Genomic DNA, 18,279 nt, shown 5'->3' with positions numbered 1-18,279 from the left:
GGCTTAGGCCTCGTAATAGAAATTTTGTGTGTCCGGATAAGGTTTAAAGCAATGAGCTGTGGCTCGCCCAAGGGAAAGCACCGTAGCATCAGCTTCCGGCTCTTCCTCGGTATCTTTACGAGACTCCCCACCAAGTTGCGTTACCCATTCGGCAGCGAGCCGCACCCCCTCATCAAACGGCACTTTGTTCTTTTGGAGCACATCAAGATAGGAAAGTAGCAAGCAGTGAGGTGTGATGACGGCGGTGTTCCAATCGGTTGCGAGCCGAGTTTCGGCCATGTCAGAAAACCAAAAGTCTACTTGATGCTTTAATCCTATTTCAGCCATCATGCCATGCTTGCCAGCGGCCTTTCTGCCTTCCTCTACTACCTGAACCGGGGCGTCCCAGTAGAGGATTTCACCATCCGCTTCTTGGGTCGCGCACGTTGCACCTTGCGGCCAATGCCTCCGTTCCATAATGAGCTCGCAGAGTGTTTGGTTGCCTACAGGAGCCTTGTAGTCCTCATCGAGATTCACCACGATGGTTTCCGGCTCCCGTTCAACTGGTGGCAGGTATCTGGCGACCAGAGGCATTGTCAAAATCACAGCCCCATCCATGTGAAAGGATGTTGGTGCCTTCACTATTCGGTCCATTACCCAGCACCAAGCATGAAGCAACCGATCCTCTACATTGTCGTCAGCCTCAATCTCTTGAACGAACTGGTTGAAACGAACCTGACTATCCAGAAACAGGCCTGTGCTCTGACACTTATCGCTGATCGTATGAATGAGCTCCGCCTGCTCCAGAAGCATTTCTCGGGTGACTTCTTCTACATCACCAAATGCTTCAAACAACTTTGTCATGTAGTCACGAATTTGCATGTTCTTCCCCCTCGGCATCGAACTGCTTTGCAAGCTCAGGATCACCTGCCCAGCGAAGGGCGTCTCCCATATGCGTGAAAGCGCGTTTATTGTCATCTTGCTTATTCACTCTGACCGGCGTCTTTTGGTCACGAGGCTGTAGTAGCCAGTACCCGGCCTCTTCCTTGATTAGTTCTGCGGCCACCAGCAAGCCGCTCTTCGTTGCAATGATCATCATCAGCTCCCGTGGTTAAGCCAGTAGGCATAGACAGTGATGGCAAGGCCACCCGCGAGCACAATGACTGCGGCGGTACGCTGGACCCACTTCGATGCACCAAACCGCGCCAGGTGTCTCCCCAGGAACTGGAAAGGAGCCGTCTTTCCGATAGCGCGAATCACCCAGGTGATTGCCAACAGAAGGATGGCTGTGGCCGGGTATATACCAACCCCTAAGAGATTTACCTCTCCGACCGCGAGTTGATAGATGAATGCCAACAGCATGGCTACCGCAGTCAATACGGCCACAACCTTGGTCCCGTTCCGCCAGTCCCACGCTCGACGTGCGTCACTGGTAAAACTCACCATCGAGACAAGGAACGGCATAAATGGCAGGTTCATGCTGGTGGGTTTATCCATGAATGCGTCAAGACCCACAAACATGGCCGTCATCACCACATAGAACAACAGGGCGGGGACAAGCATGTCGCGTAAAGACCGAACCTGGTTGGCGTTCGCGTTTTGAGTATTCGTCGTCATTGTGTTTGTCCCTTCAACATTCCCCATAGCTGACGGTGAAGATCAGCGATTACCTTGTACGTCCCCTTCACTGCTGGTTGCTCAAGGGTCTTGAGCATCCACAAAGCAATAAACAGGCTGGAAAGCAGTGCCACCACCAACTGGATGTTGTGGCTGCTCAAATAGACGGCATAGCCGTTTAGGCAGGCACTCAATAGCAGCCAGACCCTGGCCGTCATCAGCCCCCAGCGGTGATAGGTCACGAGCAGGTAGGCTGTTACGACAGAACAGAGTGTCATTGCACCAGAAGTGGCTAGGTAAACGCCCCATGTACTGGCCTCGCCAGCGACGTAAGTGCCACCAATGGAGAAGGACAAGCCAAAGATCCAAATTGCTGCATTCCGGAGTAGGGCATCAACAATGATGTAACTAGCAGCGAGATTGATAATTCCGCGTTTTAGCATTACCCCCTCCCGTTATTCTGATACCTGCCCAGCTCAGCCCTGAGCCTATTAATTTCCTCCGTGGCTTCGGCCAACTGCTCCCGATACTTCTTGAACTGCTGATATGAATGCCAGGACTGTCCCTTCGATACTGACTTCGTGATGGCGGCGACCTCATCCGGCGTCAACCGGGTGAGCTGCTCTTCCGGGTAGATCAGGATGGTGTTGCTGTCCCAATCAAACCCAGCATGAATTGCTTTCACCCCTACGGTAGGGGTTCCACCAATCCCTCCAGGCTGGTGGATGACAAGCCTCAAAGGGGCTGAGGCCTTGTGGGGGTGAAGGCTATCGAGAGCATTTTTTGCTTCTTGTAACTCCATTGGTACACCTCATAGTGAAATCAGGCCCCTGAGGGACCTGACTTTCACATGTGAAAGTTAATTTGCATTCTGCTGTCTGACAGAAACCCTCAAGGCCAGCGCCTTTTGCATGTCGGGCTGCTGGAAACGCACCTTGGTCCGTTCAGGCCAAGTGTCCATCTCATTGCATCGCAGGGTGTCGATAGCCGCATCACGGTAAACCTGATAAAGGTCGGTTCCACCAATGGAGTTAATTGCCATCATGGCGGCAAACATCGAGTTACTGTTCATGACGCTGGTTAGAGTCTCCGGGGTTATGGGTTTGTCGCATGACTTGTTGAGGGCAACCAGCAGGTCATTACCAACCAGAGCACAGGCAGCACATACCTGTTTGGTATCATCCAGGGCTTTCGTGTATTCGTTGCTTGTCTGAGGGACGCTTGAGCAAGCCGACAGGACAAGCAGCCCCGCCAGAAGGCACCCCAATTTAGTTGTAATCTTGATCATCAGTTCTCACTCCACTTTCACATGTGAAAGTTTTTATTGGTTCGCTGAGTCGTCTTGTTGCGACTCAATCATCATTTTTCGCATCACCGCCATGATGGCTTGTGCCGGTTGAGCACCACCGAGTAGCTGACTCTTGCCTGTCTGGTTGTCTACAACAAAGGTTGCTGGAGTACCATTAACGCCGTAACTCTTGGCTTTCTGGATGTCAGCTTGAACTTTATCTTCGTGCTTGCCAGAGCTGAGACACTCACGGAAAGCATCCAGATCAGCACCAACACCCGTGACAACAGAGGCCAAGTCAGAAACACCGGCACCGTTGCCTTTGCTGTGATGGAAAATCTCATTCACGAAGACCCAGAAGCCACGGTTGCCCTTCTGTTCAGCAATACATTCAGCGGCCAACGCTTCCTTGTGAGCTGCCGGGTTATGGAAGTCGAGAGGCATGTGCTTCCACTGCCAATTCACATTGCCTTTACTGGCATCCACAATTTGCTTGGGCGTGTCGTGGAATTGCTTACAGAAGGGGCACTCCATATCAGAGAACTCCACCAGCGTGAATCGGGCACCAAGGTCCCCATAGATGTGTTTGCCGTCTTCGACCTTTTCAGGTGCCGCCTCGAACTGGGCATACTTCTGATCGATGTCGGCTTGTTGTTTCTGCGCGACAAACTTATTGATGCTTTCGGCCACAGCAGCCTCAAACTCTGCCTTGCTTTTGAAGGTGACGCCTTCGGCATCTTTCACCTGGTTGACCGTGAACTTCACGTTGGCGATCTCTTGCGCCAGATCCTTCTCTTTCACGAGCTGGTAGATTCCGAACCCGGTTCCTACGAGCCCCAAAATAATGGCGGCAAAAACCCCGAGACGTAGTGATTTGGTACTTTGTTCTGTCATGTCAAACTGCTCCTATCAGTAAACTTTCACAGCGCTGAGTTCTTGCACGAAGGAACTGGCTTCGAGCTTCGCTCGTTGGGTCAGTCGCCGGATGATGTCTTCGGTTGGTGTGTAGTCCACCAAGTTGCTCTGGTGGATGACGTCTCGCGCCACGGAGTTCAAACTCCCCAGGCCATCAATCAGCCCAATTTCTTTGGCCTGCTCCCCGTTCCAGAGCAATCCAGAAAACACCTCTGGGGCGTCTTTCAGTCGATCACCCCGCCCAGCCTTCACTCGTTCGATGAACTGCTGGTGGGTTTTCGATAGAACGCCCTCCCAGAATTTCTTCATATCAGAGGTAAGAGGGGAGAATGGGTCGAGAAGCGCTTTGTGCTCTCCGGAAGTGATTGCCCGGCGCTCGATGCCGAGCCTGTCCATCAAGCCGGTGAATCCAAACCCTGAGCTAATGACGCCGATAGAACCGACAAGACTGGCGCGGTCAGCATAGATTTCATCCGCAGCAGAGGCGATGTAATAACCGCCAGAGGCACCGATGTCATCAATGATGGCGTAGACCTTTTTCTCCGGATGAAGGGCTCGCTGCGCCTTCACTTCTTCATAAATCCGTCCTGCTTGAACCGGGCTACCGCCAGGGCTGTTTATGCGAAGCACGACAGCTTGTGAATTCGGGTTGTCGAATGCTGCTTGGATGGACGGGATAAGGTGATCAGCATCGGCCAGTGTGCCAGCAGCAATTTCACCACGGATGTTGATATACGCGGTGTGAGGGGCTCCAGCCTTGGCGCTTTGCCACGGCATCCCACCCGGATTAGATGCCAAAATGATGAAGCCGATCATGAGAAGCACGAAACCTGATGCGCGAAGCACACGCAACATGGTCCGCCAGCGCCGGTCTTTCACCTGCTCTTTATGCAGGGTGAACATGTACTTCTCAATGAGCTCTTTCTCCCAGGGGATCTCTTTGTTTTCTGCCATTAGTCTTTCCTTTTGCATGTTTCGATTATCTGTCCCCAGAACTCTTCATCAGCGCTATCAGCCCGGTCTTTGACTTTCTGGTAAACAAGGTTGGTGTTGAGCTGATGCTCACGACAGAACTGGGCAATGTTGCTGTAGGTCCTGTCCAGATAGGTGAAGGGTTTCCCTTTACCTTTTTTCTTGGCGAGGATGAGTTTCCACTCATCATTGGAGAGTTTGTCTGCGGCCTTCCTTGTGTCCGCAATGCGCCTACGCACCGTTACCGGATCAAGTCCATGCGCTCTGGCTATACTGGCAACGCAATTGAACTTCCGACCGTCAATCATGACTGTAGGCAAATCACCAGCGGCAGCCTCCTTGAATCGGAAACCTCTGTACCCTGGCCTGAAGATCCCAGGAGCAAGTTGCTCACGGAACTCGATTGCTTGTTCTGACCTGACAAACTTGCTGTCGATTTTGCCGAGCATGTACTTAGCCCGAGCGATTACCTGGTAAAGCATCTTTTCCAGGAGCATGGCGTCAGCAGCTCGACTCGGAAGACCAATATCGTCTTCTTGCTCGATACCCAACATTTCTGCATGGCTGGAGCCTTCGGCATGTCGGAAACAGCCGTCGTACTCAAAAAGAAAGGAGGCCAAACCTCCTCTCAGCTTTGCTTTGAACCGGGTGTTGGCCGCGTTCTCTGGCGCTGGTGCCAGCTCAGAAACTTCAAGCCCTAAATTTGCGGCCAACTTCCGTAGGTCTTCCTCTCCAATTCGGCATCCAGGCTGCATAACCTGCGCCAGAGCAGATTCATCAGCACATCCGCGTTCTTTCAGCTCAGCCAAGAGGTAGGGAACTCGTACTACCCCCATAAGCTCAAGCTCCCTGAATCGCGTGGACCACCAGCTCACAGAGTTTCCCGTACACAGGAGCAAGGCAGAGTGAAGCCATCACCATGCCAAAGGCTTTCGATGGAGCCTCTTTGGCGAACTTGGTCAACCACGGCATCATGCCGCACAGAGCAGCAACCATAGCGCCAGCCACCCCTAGGGAAGGGAATGCCATCACTTGGGCCAGAATGAAGAAACACTGGGCGTATGCCGCATGGGTCATCGCCTTCTTATCTGCTGCCGTGAACTCCACGGCATCTACGCTTTTGACTTTTTCCATCACATTGTCCTCATGCAACATCAGGTTTTCCGAAAAATTTTTCATACACTTCGAGGTCGAAGGCCAGCATGGTCTTTGCCGCCTTTTCACTAAGCTGGTGGAGGCTAAGCATCTGAACCTTGTCAGTGCCGGTCACTTGCAGATCCACTGCGAACCACGTCCCACCTTTGGTTACGGCCAGAACTTGCACCGCCCAGGGCTTATCCAGTCGTTCGGGCGGAGTGATCATGTTCGACACTTTGGCGACCGTCGCGGTTGAACCTACCCAGTGCTTGTCGAACGCAATAACGTTCAACGCTTCAAACGCATCCTTCGCAGCTTTAAACCGGCTACGGACAGCATCTTGTTGCTTCCAAGCCATGAACTGGATAAGGGTCATTCCACCAGCCATAAGGGTGAGAAAACTCAAGCCATTCGCAGCAGCTACGACCGTCGCTACCAAGGACCCCAACATGACGAAGCGGTTATGTTTAAGCTGGGCCACTATTCACCTCCTATACCAACCAGCGTACAGGACTTTTCAAAAATGCAACCCCGCCTAGCTGCCCAATTCGGGCAACCCTAATTCAATCCAGAACTTTCACATGTGAAACTTTCCGCCACAGGAACAGGAGGTTTTTACCTGACCAGAACGGATGGATTGATAGCGGTGCCACAACTTGACCACTTCTTTTTCGCTGAGAAGGTTTGTCTTGATGTAACGGACTCTATCCCCGTCCGCTGTCTCAACAACGGTTCGGACATAGCCGTACTTGGCAACGGGTGCCTTGTACTTGTGTGACAGAATTACCCGGTAAACCGAGAGCTGGATAATGTCCGACTCATAGATGTGGTTTACCTGGCGCAGCTTGGTGTCCAAGGGAATGAGAACCCCATTCTTGGCTTTGTACACCTGATCAACCCTGCCGTGCATGGGCACCGGCTGTGTGGTTGATATGTCCTGTTCGGATAAAAACAGAGTGGCCGAGCGCAGCTCATAAGGCATGTTCTCTGATTTCCACCACGCCCAGGTGTCTCCAATGCCGCGTTTGCGCCACTGGTCCACTTTCGCAATGACGAAAGGTGCAATGATAAGGACGAATATCCAGAGAACTGCCTTCATGACTACCTCAGGCCCCTAAACCACTCTGGATGATTGGATACATCCATGTTCTTAACCTGTGATGAGAAGACCAGTAGCTCTTGGGTCGTCAGGACGGTCTCAGGAGCCCGAGCGATGAAAGGTCTCAGCAATCCAGAACCCGCGTAGATATTGATGACCATATGCAATCGCTCTGTTGTTCCAGACACTCTCCGCCAGCTCCGGTAGGTTTCTGTTGATTTGGCATAGCCAACCAAGGCAGGAGCCAGCGTATCGGACTCCTTCGTATTCAACTTCCCTTTTGCTGCCTTCGATACGAACTCAGCGATCACCGAAGCCAGCATGTCGGAGGTAAGGTGAAGCGGCAGCTTTATCGTGTCGAAGTCAGCCTTCTTGATGGTGAACAGGCGGATGTGATCGTTGCGGTAGTCACGCACATAGATGACATGGCTCTCAAATGGGTTGGAGTGATTAAAGGCATCCATACCCCAGCCTGCGGCCTCAAGATGTGCGTTTGATACTGACTTGTCGTAATCAAATTCCACGCTATTACTCTCCGTCTTGTCGTTCAGGAACTTTCACATGTGAAATTTTTCCGTCGGTCATGATGTCCAGGACGGCTTTGCCCAGTCTCATCCCTTTATGGTTTTGAACGGGGTCTCCCTTGTAGAAAAATCCTGGCTCGTTATCGGGATGGAATACCCCGTGAGGAATGTTGTCGTGATCGCCAAGCCACATGCGTAGCCTCAGATCCACCAACCACCCATCATCCAGGACAACCCAGAAATGCGGTGTCACGATGTCCTTGGTCTGTTCGTTTCGCACAAAACCATACATGCAGTCATGAGGTACACCCGCGTCATTGAGTAGGTGGCTTACTGCCCATGTCATGCCGTCACATTCCATCTGGCAGTCATCCAAGGTCATAAGGACGGCTTCCAGTTCCCGGTGCCACTCCGTCATTTGCTTGGCCGCAGGTTTTACCACCAGCTCGTTTTTGTTTTCTGCCAAGATGATGTCTTCCTCATCAATATTGCATTCGTCTATCGCTTCCGAACGGATGGATACCGCTTCATCCCAGTCATCGCTCGATCCGAAAATGCTCCAACCCTCAAGACCGTAATTCACCCATACGATGAACCGCTTTATCGTTTTCATGTGCGGCCCCCTTTAACCGTGCAACGTTCCCACATACTCACCCCCTCAAACCGTAACCACACCAAAAAACCACTTCTTGATGATTTTCAATCAGCAAGACAGGTTGCCCCTGAACTAACCTCACCGAAAAACCACCTTTAGATTGCTTTCTGGTGCTTATCAAGTTCTCCTGAGTGACTGGTCGTTCTGAAAACTTTACTTTTCACAGCATCATTTTATAATACTGTAAATCATAAAAACAACCCAGTAAAGAAAAAAGAGCGACTTATGTTGAGACGAGAAAACCAAGGAGATTTGTTCGATGACCAGGTGGTGTTGCCATCACTGGAGTCGGTTCTTACCGGTATATCTTCCAGTCAGCGTTGTGACGATAGAACAACGTACTTCTCAGCGCCGGATGTGGACTTGAGTTTGTACGACCACATCATTGTTTGCCTGTCTGGAGGCAAGGACTCGATTGCTGCGTACTTGCGGCTGGTGGACATGGGTGTTGATAAGTCAAAGGTGGAGTTCTGGCACCATGATGTTGATGGTCAGGAAGGTAGTTCGTTGATGGATTGGGCCTTCATGCGTGATTACTGTCGTCAGCTCGGGGAAGAACTGGGTGTCCCAATGTACTTCTCGTGGCTTGAGGGCGGCTTTGAGGGCGAAATGCTCAAAGACAATGCCTATAGCCACCCCCATCGTGTAGAGACGCCTGAGGGGCTTCTGGTGCTGCCTAGAGACCATAAGCGCTCTAAGCCTGGTACACGCCTTCGTTTCCCTCAGCAATCGCCATCACTCCAAACAAGGTGGTGTTCATCAGCCTTGAAGATCGATGTTGGCCGCAGAGCTCTTAATAACCAGGAGCGCTTCAAGGGGAAGAAGATCCTTTTCATCACTGGTGAGCGCCGGGAGGAAAGTGCAAACAGATCCAAGTACAACCAGCTTGAGGCTCATGCCTGTGACAGAAGATATGGGAAGACTGCACGGTTAGTTGATGCCTGGAGGCCCGTTCTTCATTGGACTGAGGAAGAGGTATGGGAAGTAATCGAGCGTCACCGCATTCTGGCCCCAGTCCCTTATCGCCTTGGTTGGAGCCGGTCTTCGTGTATGACCTGCATCTACAACTCACAGCGTATCTGGTCCACTATCCGTCACTACTGGCCTGAACGAGCTGGGAAGATTGCTCAGTATGAACAAACCTTTGGTGTGACGGTATCAAGAAAAAAAATCGACGTAATAGATTTAGGTTCTGCTGTTGCGCCGATACAGATTAGTGATGTTGAGGCATTGGAGCAGGTATCCAGAGAGGATTACACGCTCCCGATTTTTGTGCCGGAGGGGCAGAAGTGGGTTCTCCCTGGTGGCGCATTTGGCCGAGAGGCCTGTGGTTCTGATTGATTTGTGCAGAGGTGGTAATGTTGGATTTTGTTTTTTTGGTGTTTTTGGGGCTGGGCATATCTATGGTGCTGGTGCGTCGGTCTTCCCGTAAGGGGATGGATCTTGAACTGACATGGCTCCAGTCGTTGAAGGTTGTGCTGGTTCGTGGAGCTGTTGCATTGGGTCTGGGGTTTGGCATTGGCAGGCTTGTATTGATGGGGATGCAGTATGGTTTCCTTAGTGAGTCTGTCCTGAGGGAACATGCACTTGTCTCCGTAGCGGTGGTGCTGATCTGTGGGCTTGGTTCGTTCGTTGCGTTTCACTGGATCATCGGGAGGATCTCTGGAAGATCGATCAGCGTCGTTTCTGTGATCAAAGCTGTGGTGTACGAGTCTGGTTACTTTGTGCTGTCGATGCTTATCTTGTTAGTGATACTCGTCCTGTTCGGCCTTGCATACGAGACTTTTCTCTAAAAAACAGTGTTGATTATTTTTTGCTCAGCGATCAAAAGGATAAATATAAAGATCTTTAGATCTTTGTATAAAGGATTAAAAGCGGTTAAAAACAGGTTAGGCGCTCTGAGTTGTCATTCAACGCATTGATATTGCTGGCATTTTCATATTTATTCCGTGCAACGAACCCATAGGTTGCCGTGCAGCGAACCCATAGGTTGCCGTGCAACGCCCCCACATACCCTTGGATCTTATCCACTGTTATCCACACGGAACCCCTTTTTTTTCCACAAAATCCTTACAAAACAGAGCTTTCGTGCAGCGTTCCCACATATCAGAACTGGTGTTCGTGCAGTGTTCCCACATGTCTAAGGTTATACGTGCAGTCAGCCCATATATTCTCTTCTTAACGTGCAACGTTCCCATATATCAATTTTGGTCGTTTTTTGCTCCGTGCAGCGTACCCACATGTGATCGTGCAGCGCTCCCACATACCAAAACCCCGTTTATGCACAGGAAATGTGGATAACTTTTGGCCTCTTTTTATGTGAGCACGATCACTTTATGGACTATTGGAGTCATTTTGACTGCCTTTTTAGGTTTGTCCTGATCTGTCAATCTTTGTTCTGCTTCGTCAATCGTGCAGAGTTCCCATATATCGAGAGGTTCAGAACCTGCTTTCGTGCAACGTACCCACATATCAAATCTCATAACGTGCAGGTCCCCCACATCCTCACCCTTTAACTATCAATACCTTACGGGAACCACTCTACGGGAACCACTGGAGCAGCATGGCACTTATCCTTCGTCGTGGCTTACGCTTGCACGATACTGAGACTCGGCTTGCAACTACCGTGCAACGTTCCCATATATCGAGCCTCAGCCCACGAAGCATCTGGGGTCACGTTCGCTCTATCCGTGCAGCTCCCCCATATGCGGAGGCATTCCGTTTCCGGTCTTTCCTTGTGGGCGTACCTTGTGCGCTTTCTTCTGGCATAAAAAAAGGCGCTGACGCGCCTATCTTTCTTTTCCCTGGGGTATTGGGAGCTTCTGGTGGCTACCTCCCCTTACGCTGGGGTTCATCAATGATGTCGTGGTCGATCATGCCTTGCTTGATGGCCCGTAGCTCTGTCTGCTGCTTACGCTTGTTGGACGCCATCACCTGCTTCACGAAGTTCTCATGAGGCCTTATGACGTACCGCACGTCGATGACTCTGCGGCCATCCTTGATCTGGTTCGCGTCGTAGTCGCTTATGACCTCTTGTTTGATGAGGGCCTCCAGAGCGAGCTTCATAGCTCTGACGTTCTCCGGCATCCGTGGGCTCAATTCACGAGGGCTCTGTGTCAGGAAGCTGATAAGCGATGGCGTGTACGGCGAATCTGGCGATGCTTGAGTCCAGTAGTGGCTCATTCGCTTGTAGATGTACCGTGCAAGAGGGGAGCGGATTTGCATTCCGATTTTGTAGTTGTACTGACGAAACGACAGATTCATGATCGATTCGTTTACCAGCGGGTTGAACTGCACATAGCACCTGGCGTTCCCGCCTTTCTTGCGAAACTCACCTCTGGTGGTAAGTCCCACCATCGGGAAGAAGCTGGAGCTGATGAAGGCTTCGCCGTCATCACTGATACATTCGAGTGTTGCGCCACGACAAACCTGGATTGCTTCCTTGATTTCGTTCAGGTTGTAACCGTGACCCATCTTCGAGAGCTCTTTCTGGAGTTCGTACAGAGTGAACATGACTCCAGCCTTGCCCTCGATGATATGGCCTTTCCCGTTCACTGCGAGCTTGCGTAGAGCATCCTCAAGGATTTCCTCTCGCTGTCCCGCGTAGATCAGCACGGTTCTTCCGTCATCCTTCTCGATGATGGCTGGCTTCACCTTCACCGTGAAATGCTGGCCTCTGATGGTGCATTGTCGTGTCACTACAGCGTTGGATAAATCTTCATGCTCACGCTTTTGGTCCCAAATGTACTTCGGCAGCGCATCGTAGATCTCGATGGTGTTGGAGTAGTCGTCTTTCTTGGCCGGAGATTCAATGATCTCAAACAGGCTCATTTGCGGTGAGTCTTTGATTACGTCGAGTTTCTCCAGGTCTTTGTCTTTGGTTCTCTTGCTCATGATTGTTCCGTCGATACTTTCTAGCTGGTGGTCCATGCCGCCAGCATTGTCAATGCTCCCGCTGCTACCGTCGCTGAAAACACTAGCTGGTAGATGCGACGCTTAGCCCCCGCAGTGCCGCTCATAAAACGCAGGGCTGCCGCTTCATATCGGAAATGAGCGAACTCACCCCGAAGGGTGCTATCTGTCCCCTGTGGCGATTGTGGGCGCTTTGACAGGGCAGGGCGAGGATGGCTGGCGACTTTCTTGATCATCGCTTCACATTTCCCCAGTTTCGCCAATTCAGTGGCCGCTACAGATGCTGTCATGTTGTCACACCTCGTCGCTATGTGTCTTGTTTAGCTGGCGCTCGTACTCGTTTAGCGCCCGGCGAATTTTTGCTAAGGCAGTGGCGCGTTGTCTTAACACGGCATACCTGGTTTCAACTTGCTGGATCAACTCTTGTGCCCAGACAGGCTCTTTCTTGAAGTGCGACATGCTGTAGGCATGACCGCGACCCTTCTTGATATGTGTCGATAGAACCCTTTTCTTTTGTCCGGGAACTTGTTCGACAAATCTGTTGCGATACCACTCTGCAACGAGTGATACGCCTAGAATGCGAACCCGTGTACCGACACGCCCTTGTTCGTCCTCTGACGCTTCTTCACGCGCTGATTTGTGCGCGTTCCAGTACATGTCCGCTTCCTGCTGCGCCTCGACAGCAAGAACCGCTAAGGCGTGATCCAGTTTGCTCCGTACCTCTGCAACAAACTCTCGTCCCTCTGCCTCTAGCAGATCCTCTGTTATCTCGGATCGTTCTTCTTCGAGCTTCGGATCTAGCAGATCTAGCCATCGCTCTGTTGGTAGACTCACCTCAATACCCTCCCAATTCCTATCCAATTCCTATCCACATAACTATCTATCTGGAATTTAAAGCTGATTATTCCAATATTGGAATCTAGTTCTGTCACTAGGCTAACCCATCTTTGGAATTTGTCAAATTTCCCTCTATCTATCTGGAATCTTGATGCTCTTATTCTTTCACAGCCTCTTTAAATATGAATCTATATGTAAAGATTCCAGATATATTGGATATGGCATCAAAGATTCCAAATGCCTCTTTACCACCGTCTCTCGATGCTGGAGGGCAAGCGGTTCTCGATGCGAGGGTAAGGTCTGTTTATCTGAGCCTATCCGTGCAGCGTTCCCATAGGTTCCCTTACTCAACGATCAAAAAGCCACCGAAAAGCAACCTATATGCCCCTTTTGGGCAATTACACAGGCCATCTGTCCCCGCTTTTAGCCTTATTCTCTATCCAACACGCGGCAAGCAATCGAAAAGCAATCTAAAAGCAATCTTTGGAGGATTTCATGAGTCAATTTGTTCTGGGTTTGGATATTGGTTACTCCAACCTGAAAATGGCAATGGGGTATAAAGGTGAGGAAGCTCGCACAGTCGTCATGCCGGTGGGGGCAGGTCCATTGGAACTGATGCCACAACAGTTAACTGGCGGTGCAGGGACCTGCATTCAGGTTGTGATTGATGGAGAGAAATGGGTTGCAGGCGTCGAGCCTGACCGATTGCAAGGATGGGAGCGTGAGCTTCACGGCGACTATCCTTCGACCAATCCATACAAGGCTCTTTTCTACGCTGCACTCCTGATGTCCGAGCAGAAGGAGATCGATGTGCTGGTGACTGGCCTGCCTGTTAGTCAGTACATGGACGTAGAGCGCAGAGAGGCGTTGAAAGCTCGGCTTGAGGGCGAACACCAGATCACGCCAAAACGATCGGTAGCGGTTAAGTCTGTCGTGGTTGTACCTCAACCTGCCGGTGCTTACATGGATGTTGTAAGTTCAACCAAAGATGAAGACCTCCTGGAGATTATCCAGGGAGGAAAAACCGTTGTAATTGACCCTGGGTTCTTTTCTGTAGACTGGGTAGCTCTTGAAGAGGGAGAGGTCCGCTATCACTCATCTGGCACCAGCCTCAAGGCGATGTCGGTGTTGCTACAGGAAACGGACCGGCTAATTCAGGAAGACCACGGCGGTGCCCCTGGCATCGAAAAGATCGAGAAAGCTATTCGTGCCGGTAAGGCCGAAATCTTCCTCTACGGTGAAAAGGTATCGATCAAAGACTACTTCAAGAAAGCCTCAACCAAAGTCGCTCAAAACGCCTTGATCCCTATGCGGAAGTCAATGCGTGAGGACGGGATGGATGCTGACGTAGTTCTGCTGGCTGGCGGCGGTGCCGAGGCTTACCAAGATGCGGCCAAGGAGCTTTTCCCTAAGAGCAGGATCGTACTGCCCAACGAATCCGTGGCATCCAATGCCAGGGGCTTCTGGTTCTGCGGCTGATAGATAGGAGGTCGTTGTGGCTGGTAGCAAATGGGATGGAAAAATATCTAATCTGAACATATCGGAGCAAGCCTTTCCGGAGCTCTATCGTGAACTGTCCCAGATGCAGCATAAGGCGCGTAGTGATCGGCTCCGCGCCCTTGCTCTATTGGGTCTTTATTCTCTTCGATTTTCTGGCAACATTGGGTCTTTTGAGCAACAGAGTTCAGAGAGTCAACCTGCACAGCATCAAAATTCGCCAGTGCAGACTGACGCAAAACTGAACTCTCAACGTGATTCACTTAAAGGAAAACTGATGGGCTCCGTATGACATGAAAGACCACGAGGAGTTCTCTACGCTATCAGCGGCTGAACGTAGAGAGTTAATAATCGCAGAGTTAAAGCGTAAAAGCCGCATTCGCACCCTGTTGCGAGGACTCCCGTTAGATGAAGTTCGGGAGATCATTGACAGAATGAAGGGCGTTCTCAATGAACTGGAGGAAGAGTACAAAAAGCGAGAAGAAGAAGAAAAAGAAAAGCGAGCTCAGGCTGAGCGAATAATGAGCGACATGGAATCCTGCGGTGTGGACATCGGCTTGCTCAACGAAATGTTCACGAGCAGATCAGAACCTGATAATGCTAAATATTCAAAAGACGGAGTTTCGTGGAGTGGGCAAGGACGTCGCCCGGATGCTTTCAAGGGGTTGGGAGCTGTCGAGCTGGAGCGCTACCGTATCCCACAGAAGAAGTAAAAAAATGAGCGCCGCAAAGTTTGGGCGCTCATCTTCTGGTCCGAAATGTCATAGTCTACTCAAGCACACTCTTTCTCCCCACCACCATGCCTTCCTTGTTCTTTGCAGAACGGACATTCAACGCAGGTTCTTTGATTAACAGAGGTGAAGTACGTACACTTGCAGTTGTCGCACACCTCCAGCATTGCGTCCCCACTTCTCAGCTCCGAAGCAAGACACCAGGCATCAGTAATATCAAACGGAGCCCACCGAGCACCTTTCATTCCGGGCACTTCTTTGCGGATTGCGTGATACATTCTAAATGCCTTGTTCAAGGCTTTGATGTTCACAGACCGCAACACGGCTTCTCCACCAATGTTGAAGTAGAGCTGCATTAGAAGAGAGGCCTGTATCTTGGATGTGTGACTATGAATCAGTGTCGCACCACCCCGGAAAGTTCTGGATTTTCGTTCCAGAGTATATCCGTCCCTCTCCAGATCCTGGTAAAGCCGTCTGACCTGTTTGTAGGTCAGGCCAGTCTCGATCATGATGATTTTTGTGATGTACCCAGCAAGGGCCATGTGTCGAGCTGTAACCCAGCGACCCAATGTACCAGAGTTGCCAATGTTCATCTCCACCTCCCACGTCCCTGTAGAGACTGTTGCAGTTTTTTCAATACCGGGTGTGTTAACTCTTCCCGGCTGTCATCGAGAATTTCTTCAATGATGCTCGGAGCAAAACGAAGCGTAAAATGCGTAACCGTTGTTCCAGACATGTGGCGCAACTGGCTGTCTGTTGCCTTAGCCACCAGCTCCGCAAGCTCTCTCGAAACCCCGAAAACTTCCTTTGCCATCTCCGGGTCTCTCGATGCGACGCGGTTAAATAGCAACCAGTAGGCAGCATCAAATTCATCAACACTATGGTTGATAAAAACTACAGGGTCGTAGTCGCCAGAGAGTCGCGTGATGATGTTCTGCTCTGCTGTTTCGAGTTTGAAAGAGATCAACACGCCAGAGGCCAGAGCTTCCAATTGGGAAGGTGTTGCCAGTGACAGCTTTTGAACGGTGTCCATGCCCAAAGAAAATTGTGAGGCCGCATCATCTGGACGTTCTTTTGCCAGAGTGGATAGCAGGTTCCACAATGTCAGATCGAACTCGTAGACGTTTCTATCAGCTTCTTCTTGATCGAGGTTGACGGCTCTTGCATCCCACGCACCAATAATATCCAGTTCCAACATTCCGCCCCCCTCACAAATCACGAAGGTTGCGATAGATAGCCAAGACTCGGCTACCATAGTTTCTGGCTCGGATTTCGTCTTCCCAGGCGTGATAGCGGCCAACGCCAAGCTCCAAGTCATTTGGAGATGACTGAATGGCTTCTGATAGCACCTCTGCCCCAACCATGACGTTGGTCTCTGGGTCGAGAAGATCTGCTGGAGAAGAAACTCTATGACCATTCCACCGGATGCTCACTTGCATAAACCCGACATCAATGGCACGACCGTACTGCTGCTGAAACTCAGCGAGCTTAGCCTTTGCCTGATCTTCCGACTTAGCATAGAAAGGAAGCCCAGGAACGCGAAGCGTCCAAGGCCAAGGACTTATAGAGCCATTACCTCTCCCTGATGCAGATTCGGCCAATGCGACCGAATACACTAGAAGAGGGTCGAGGTTATATGCTTTCGCTGCTTTGTCGAAGATGGTTCCGCTCAGGTCAATAGCATTCGCTGTTGATGAAAGGAGAGCCGCAGACAGAACTAGCGCCTTGGCTTTGTTCTTCATCAGCTTGCCTCCTTATGTCTGAGGGGTATTTCGTGTTCTTCGTCGTACCGCTCCGGCCAAATCTCAGACGGCTTCACACCCAAAGCTGTAGCTATCTCATGTTCCCAGCGTGGACTGGGCTTATAGAGTGCCGTAGACACCACCTGCCGAGATGTTTTGTGTTTTCTGCCCAATGCGGCCAGAGAAAGCCCCTGGATCTTGAGTTTGTACTTGATCCACTCACGTTTCTTCTCTGGGTCGCTTGGGATGTCTATCAATTGGCATTTATCCATTGTTTGCCACCCTTTAAACTGCGTTGTTAGCCATACAAAAAGTGCGTTATTCGATGAACGCTTTTAGAGTTCTTCTATTGTCACAAACTGACACATTTTGCGCCTTTACAAGCCCAAATAATGATGCTGTCAACAATAAAAAACCTTTAAAAACATACACTTAACTTTGTACCGACGGAACAAAGTTACAATACTTTTAGTAATCAATGGGATACGGATATTTTTGCGATAGCAATGGAAAGTGCGCCAAAAGAATGGCGGAAATAGCGCACGGGGAGTGCGGTATTTTGTGATATTAAATAGCGTTTAGGTATAAGTGATTTTAGGGATACAGCGAGGGCTGAAATTGCGAATACAGCAGGAGCTGAGGAGGGCAGGGAAGGCAAAGGCGCATCCCGACCACACAAGGATGATGGTGTTTACAGAAAGAGATATTTGAGAAAGAGAACTCTGCGGTGTTGCAGATGGGGACCAAAGCGTTAGCAATGGCCTATTCCATAGTGTATGCGATTTGTTTGACATGTTCAACTATGTAATGCTTTGTCAATAAACGCCTTGTTCCGTAAGGGCAAACTTTCACATGTGAAAGTTTGAGGGCAAATTCTAATCGAAGAAGTTGCCAATGGAATGGTTGTTTAGCAAAAAATAGTCAAATTTTCACAGTTGCATTTTTTGATGCCGTGGTAAACTGGAGGTAAAGAGTAAGGGGGTTGATATGAAACATGTGGTCAATATTCTTCTGCTGGGAATGGTGCTTCTGGGAATAGCCATGATGGCTGACACACCTTGGGGACTTGGTGTGGCGCTGGCTCCCTTCGGCGTTTGGGGTGCTCGTTTCCTATTTCTGGTTCACAAAAGCCTTTGGGCTGCTGTTATCTTTTGGGGAGGGATCGCTTACTTCCAGTGGCAAGTTGCTTTGGTTGTCGGGGCTCTGTTTGGACTAACGTGCTTTATCCGCGTTGCGCGGTCAGCATATAAAGAGGCACCACCTACCCGGCGCAGAAAAAAACAAACTGGTGGGTTTCAAGATTCCTATGATTTTGACCAGCGCTTCCATATTGGAGCTGGAGACGAATAAGGGGGCCTGCTGGCCCCCTTATTA

The 18,279-nt window shown here is 50.5% G+C and carries 29 protein-coding genes; 7 read left to right on the top strand and 22 right to left on the bottom strand.

The genetic code is table 11. The annotated features are described in order from the left end of the window. Positions 1-3: 3 nt before the first annotated feature. From M1F25_RS22265 to M1F25_RS22200, 14 genes are all read right to left on the bottom strand, one after another. Complete coding sequence (locus M1F25_RS22265; protein WP_001167036.1) at positions 4-861, bottom strand: hypothetical protein; 858 nt, start codon at positions 859-861, stop codon at positions 4-6. Next, positions 848-1,078, bottom strand: coding sequence for a hypothetical protein (locus M1F25_RS22260; protein ID WP_000972665.1), 231 nt, complete (start codon positions 1,076-1,078; stop codon positions 848-850). The genes M1F25_RS22265 and M1F25_RS22260 overlap by 14 nt, the downstream gene beginning before the upstream one ends. Next, positions 1,078-1,596 carry a nitrite reductase gene (locus M1F25_RS22255; protein WP_000210757.1) on the bottom strand — a complete coding sequence of 173 codons (519 nt, stop codon included), beginning with the start codon at positions 1,594-1,596 and terminating at the stop codon, positions 1,078-1,080. Before M1F25_RS22255 ends, M1F25_RS22260 begins: the two co-directional genes overlap by 1 nt. After that, positions 1,593-2,039 (bottom strand): hypothetical protein, encoded by a 447-nt coding sequence (locus tag M1F25_RS22250; protein ID WP_000919343.1) that lies wholly within the window; start codon positions 2,037-2,039, stop codon positions 1,593-1,595. The genes M1F25_RS22255 and M1F25_RS22250 overlap by 4 nt, the downstream gene beginning before the upstream one ends. After that, a complete protein-coding gene (locus M1F25_RS22245; RefSeq protein ID WP_000422769.1) occupies positions 2,039-2,398 on the bottom strand; it encodes a hypothetical protein in 360 nt (119 codons plus the stop codon). Before M1F25_RS22245 ends, M1F25_RS22250 begins: the two co-directional genes overlap by 1 nt. A 57-nt stretch (positions 2,399-2,455) precedes the next feature. After that, entirely contained in the window at positions 2,456-2,884 is a 429-nt protein-coding gene (locus M1F25_RS22240) for a hypothetical protein (protein ID WP_000591076.1), read from the bottom strand. 33 nt (positions 2,885-2,917) lie between these two features. After that, positions 2,918-3,778 (bottom strand): DsbA family protein, encoded by an 861-nt coding sequence (locus tag M1F25_RS22235; RefSeq protein WP_004201087.1) that lies wholly within the window; start codon positions 3,776-3,778, stop codon positions 2,918-2,920. A 15-nt stretch (positions 3,779-3,793) separates the two neighbouring features. Continuing rightward, positions 3,794-4,753 carry a S49 family peptidase gene (locus M1F25_RS22230; RefSeq protein WP_000829617.1) on the bottom strand — a complete coding sequence of 320 codons (960 nt, stop codon included), beginning with the start codon at positions 4,751-4,753 and terminating at the stop codon, positions 3,794-3,796. Further along, positions 4,753-5,607, bottom strand: a complete 855-nt coding sequence (locus M1F25_RS22225; RefSeq protein WP_000539391.1) for a hypothetical protein — start codon at positions 5,605-5,607, stop codon at positions 4,753-4,755. Before M1F25_RS22225 ends, M1F25_RS22230 begins: the two co-directional genes overlap by 1 nt. 4 nt (positions 5,608-5,611) lie before the next feature. Next, positions 5,612-5,905, bottom strand: a complete 294-nt coding sequence (locus M1F25_RS22220; protein ID WP_001370730.1) for a hypothetical protein — start codon at positions 5,903-5,905, stop codon at positions 5,612-5,614. Positions 5,906-5,915: 10 nt separating this feature from the next. Further along, positions 5,916-6,389: a hypothetical protein gene (locus M1F25_RS22215; RefSeq protein ID WP_000057876.1), complete on the bottom strand. Its 474-nt coding sequence runs from the start codon at positions 6,387-6,389 to the stop codon at positions 5,916-5,918. Positions 6,390-6,485: 96 nt separating this feature from the next. Continuing rightward, entirely contained in the window at positions 6,486-7,007 is a 522-nt protein-coding gene (locus M1F25_RS22210; protein WP_000648873.1) for a hypothetical protein, read from the bottom strand. Positions 7,008-7,009: 2 nt separating this feature from the next. Then, entirely contained in the window at positions 7,010-7,531 is a 522-nt protein-coding gene (locus M1F25_RS22205; RefSeq protein ID WP_000393783.1) for a hypothetical protein, read from the bottom strand. A 4-nt stretch (positions 7,532-7,535) separates the two neighbouring features. Beyond that, positions 7,536-8,144 (bottom strand): hypothetical protein, encoded by a 609-nt coding sequence (locus M1F25_RS22200; RefSeq protein ID WP_000849069.1) that lies wholly within the window; start codon positions 8,142-8,144, stop codon positions 7,536-7,538. 267 nt (positions 8,145-8,411) lie between these two features. Here M1F25_RS22200 and M1F25_RS22195 point away from each other — a divergent pair, with 267 nt between their 5' ends. Further along, positions 8,412-9,527 carry a phosphoadenosine phosphosulfate reductase family protein gene (locus M1F25_RS22195; RefSeq protein WP_000946104.1) on the top strand — a complete coding sequence of 372 codons (1,116 nt, stop codon included), beginning with the start codon at positions 8,412-8,414 and terminating at the stop codon, positions 9,525-9,527. A gap of 17 nt (positions 9,528-9,544) precedes the next feature. Further along, the gene (locus tag M1F25_RS22190; protein ID WP_004201092.1) at positions 9,545-9,979 is read left to right on the top strand and encodes a hypothetical protein; all 435 of its coding nucleotides are present in this window, start codon (positions 9,545-9,547) and stop codon (positions 9,977-9,979) included. Positions 9,980-10,064: 85 nt separating this feature from the next. On the opposite strand, the gene M1F25_RS22185 is transcribed toward M1F25_RS22190, so the two are convergent. The 4 genes from M1F25_RS22185 to mobI form a co-directional block, all read right to left on the bottom strand. Further along, positions 10,065-10,229, bottom strand: a complete 165-nt coding sequence (locus M1F25_RS22185) for a hypothetical protein (protein WP_032427622.1) — start codon at positions 10,227-10,229, stop codon at positions 10,065-10,067. A gap of 786 nt (positions 10,230-11,015) precedes the next feature. Then, positions 11,016-12,116, bottom strand: coding sequence for a RepB family plasmid replication initiator protein (locus tag M1F25_RS22180; RefSeq protein ID WP_001348532.1), 1,101 nt, complete (start codon positions 12,114-12,116; stop codon positions 11,016-11,018). Continuing rightward, complete coding sequence (locus M1F25_RS22175; RefSeq protein ID WP_000127321.1) at positions 12,101-12,388, bottom strand: hypothetical protein; 288 nt, start codon at positions 12,386-12,388, stop codon at positions 12,101-12,103. Before M1F25_RS22175 ends, M1F25_RS22180 begins: the two co-directional genes overlap by 16 nt. 4 nt (positions 12,389-12,392) lie before the next feature. Next, a complete protein-coding gene (mobI, locus tag M1F25_RS22170; protein ID WP_001447712.1) occupies positions 12,393-12,932 on the bottom strand; it encodes a conjugative transfer protein MobI(A/C) in 540 nt (179 codons plus the stop codon). Positions 12,933-13,153: 221 nt separating this feature from the next. Between mobI and M1F25_RS22165 the strand changes: the two genes are divergently transcribed. The 4 genes from M1F25_RS22165 to M1F25_RS22150 are packed head-to-tail and all read left to right on the top strand — an operon-like array spanning position 13,154 to position 15,145. After that, positions 13,154-13,495 carry a hypothetical protein gene (locus M1F25_RS22165; protein WP_131728116.1) on the top strand — a complete coding sequence of 114 codons (342 nt, stop codon included), beginning with the start codon at positions 13,154-13,156 and terminating at the stop codon, positions 13,493-13,495. After that, positions 13,431-14,414: a ParM/StbA family protein gene (locus M1F25_RS22160; RefSeq protein ID WP_000077457.1), complete on the top strand. Its 984-nt coding sequence runs from the start codon at positions 13,431-13,433 to the stop codon at positions 14,412-14,414. Before M1F25_RS22165 ends, M1F25_RS22160 begins: the two co-directional genes overlap by 65 nt. Before the next feature lie 16 nt (positions 14,415-14,430). Then, complete coding sequence (locus tag M1F25_RS22155; RefSeq protein ID WP_000919078.1) at positions 14,431-14,724, top strand: hypothetical protein; 294 nt, start codon at positions 14,431-14,433, stop codon at positions 14,722-14,724. A 1-nt stretch (position 14,725) separates the two neighbouring features. After that, the gene (locus M1F25_RS22150; protein WP_000651490.1) at positions 14,726-15,145 is read left to right on the top strand and encodes an H-NS family nucleoid-associated regulatory protein; all 420 of its coding nucleotides are present in this window, start codon (positions 14,726-14,728) and stop codon (positions 15,143-15,145) included. Between the two features lie 59 nt (positions 15,146-15,204). Here the strand turns inward: M1F25_RS22150 and M1F25_RS22145 are convergent, their stop codons facing one another. Genes M1F25_RS22145 through M1F25_RS22130 form a run of 4 tightly spaced genes read right to left on the bottom strand, consistent with a single transcriptional unit; the run spans position 15,205 to position 17,177 of the window. Next, the gene (locus tag M1F25_RS22145; RefSeq protein WP_001020646.1) at positions 15,205-15,756 is read right to left on the bottom strand and encodes a FlhC family transcriptional regulator; all 552 of its coding nucleotides are present in this window, start codon (positions 15,754-15,756) and stop codon (positions 15,205-15,207) included. Beyond that, positions 15,753-16,361 carry a hypothetical protein gene (locus tag M1F25_RS22140; RefSeq protein WP_000891157.1) on the bottom strand — a complete coding sequence of 203 codons (609 nt, stop codon included), beginning with the start codon at positions 16,359-16,361 and terminating at the stop codon, positions 15,753-15,755. The genes M1F25_RS22145 and M1F25_RS22140 overlap by 4 nt, the downstream gene beginning before the upstream one ends. A gap of 10 nt (positions 16,362-16,371) precedes the next feature. Continuing rightward, positions 16,372-16,905, bottom strand: coding sequence for a transglycosylase SLT domain-containing protein (locus M1F25_RS22135; protein ID WP_000790610.1), 534 nt, complete (start codon positions 16,903-16,905; stop codon positions 16,372-16,374). Further along, positions 16,905-17,177, bottom strand: coding sequence for a helix-turn-helix domain-containing protein (locus M1F25_RS22130; protein ID WP_000356489.1), 273 nt, complete (start codon positions 17,175-17,177; stop codon positions 16,905-16,907). The genes M1F25_RS22135 and M1F25_RS22130 overlap by 1 nt, the downstream gene beginning before the upstream one ends. 715 nt (positions 17,178-17,892) lie before the next feature. Here M1F25_RS22130 and M1F25_RS22125 point away from each other — a divergent pair. After that, complete coding sequence (locus M1F25_RS22125) at positions 17,893-18,255, top strand: hypothetical protein (RefSeq protein WP_000683483.1); 363 nt, start codon at positions 17,893-17,895, stop codon at positions 18,253-18,255. Positions 18,256-18,279 lie beyond the last annotated feature (24 nt).

Origin of the sequence: Providencia sp. PROV109, from assembly GCF_033681625.1 — a bacterium.
In the GTDB taxonomy this organism is placed as follows: Bacteria; Pseudomonadota; Gammaproteobacteria; order Enterobacterales; family Enterobacteriaceae; genus Providencia; species Providencia hangzhouensis.
Note: the sequence above shows the minus strand (reverse complement) of the source record. Positions and strands in the feature narration are given on the sequence as shown.

Coding starts and splice junctions, on each gene's coding strand:
- M1F25_RS22265 (WP_001167036.1), bottom strand. CDS start 861: ATGCAAATTCGTGACTACATGACAAAGTTGTTTGAAGCATTTGGTGAT.
- M1F25_RS22260 (WP_000972665.1), bottom strand. CDS start 1,078: ATGATGATCATTGCAACGAAGAGCGGCTTGCTGGTGGCCGCAGAACTA.
- M1F25_RS22255 (WP_000210757.1), bottom strand. CDS start 1,596: ATGACGACGAATACTCAAAACGCGAACGCCAACCAGGTTCGGTCTTTA.
- M1F25_RS22250 (WP_000919343.1), bottom strand. CDS start 2,039: ATGCTAAAACGCGGAATTATCAATCTCGCTGCTAGTTACATCATTGTT.
- M1F25_RS22245 (WP_000422769.1), bottom strand. CDS start 2,398: ATGGAGTTACAAGAAGCAAAAAATGCTCTCGATAGCCTTCACCCCCAC.
- M1F25_RS22240 (WP_000591076.1), bottom strand. CDS start 2,884: ATGATCAAGATTACAACTAAATTGGGGTGCCTTCTGGCGGGGCTGCTT.
- M1F25_RS22235 (WP_004201087.1), bottom strand. CDS start 3,778: ATGACAGAACAAAGTACCAAATCACTACGTCTCGGGGTTTTTGCCGCC.
- M1F25_RS22230 (WP_000829617.1), bottom strand. CDS start 4,753: ATGGCAGAAAACAAAGAGATCCCCTGGGAGAAAGAGCTCATTGAGAAG.
- M1F25_RS22225 (WP_000539391.1), bottom strand. CDS start 5,607: ATGGGGGTAGTACGAGTTCCCTACCTCTTGGCTGAGCTGAAAGAACGC.
- M1F25_RS22220 (WP_001370730.1), bottom strand. CDS start 5,905: ATGGAAAAAGTCAAAAGCGTAGATGCCGTGGAGTTCACGGCAGCAGAT.
- M1F25_RS22210 (WP_000648873.1), bottom strand. CDS start 7,007: ATGAAGGCAGTTCTCTGGATATTCGTCCTTATCATTGCACCTTTCGTC.
- M1F25_RS22200 (WP_000849069.1), bottom strand. CDS start 8,144: ATGAAAACGATAAAGCGGTTCATCGTATGGGTGAATTACGGTCTTGAG.
- M1F25_RS22195 (WP_000946104.1), top strand. CDS start 8,412: ATGTTGAGACGAGAAAACCAAGGAGATTTGTTCGATGACCAGGTGGTG.
- M1F25_RS22190 (WP_004201092.1), top strand. CDS start 9,545: ATGTTGGATTTTGTTTTTTTGGTGTTTTTGGGGCTGGGCATATCTATG.
- M1F25_RS22180 (WP_001348532.1), bottom strand. CDS start 12,116: ATGGACCACCAGCTAGAAAGTATCGACGGAACAATCATGAGCAAGAGA.
- M1F25_RS22175 (WP_000127321.1), bottom strand. CDS start 12,388: ATGACAGCATCTGTAGCGGCCACTGAATTGGCGAAACTGGGGAAATGT.
- M1F25_RS22165 (WP_131728116.1), top strand. CDS start 13,154: ATGGCATCAAAGATTCCAAATGCCTCTTTACCACCGTCTCTCGATGCT.
- M1F25_RS22160 (WP_000077457.1), top strand. CDS start 13,431: ATGAGTCAATTTGTTCTGGGTTTGGATATTGGTTACTCCAACCTGAAA.
- M1F25_RS22150 (WP_000651490.1), top strand. CDS start 14,726: ATGAAAGACCACGAGGAGTTCTCTACGCTATCAGCGGCTGAACGTAGA.
- M1F25_RS22145 (WP_001020646.1), bottom strand. CDS start 15,756: ATGAACATTGGCAACTCTGGTACATTGGGTCGCTGGGTTACAGCTCGA.
- M1F25_RS22140 (WP_000891157.1), bottom strand. CDS start 16,361: ATGTTGGAACTGGATATTATTGGTGCGTGGGATGCAAGAGCCGTCAAC.
- M1F25_RS22135 (WP_000790610.1), bottom strand. CDS start 16,905: ATGAAGAACAAAGCCAAGGCGCTAGTTCTGTCTGCGGCTCTCCTTTCA.
- M1F25_RS22130 (WP_000356489.1), bottom strand. CDS start 17,177: ATGGATAAATGCCAATTGATAGACATCCCAAGCGACCCAGAGAAGAAA.
- M1F25_RS22125 (WP_000683483.1), top strand. CDS start 17,893: ATGAAACATGTGGTCAATATTCTTCTGCTGGGAATGGTGCTTCTGGGA.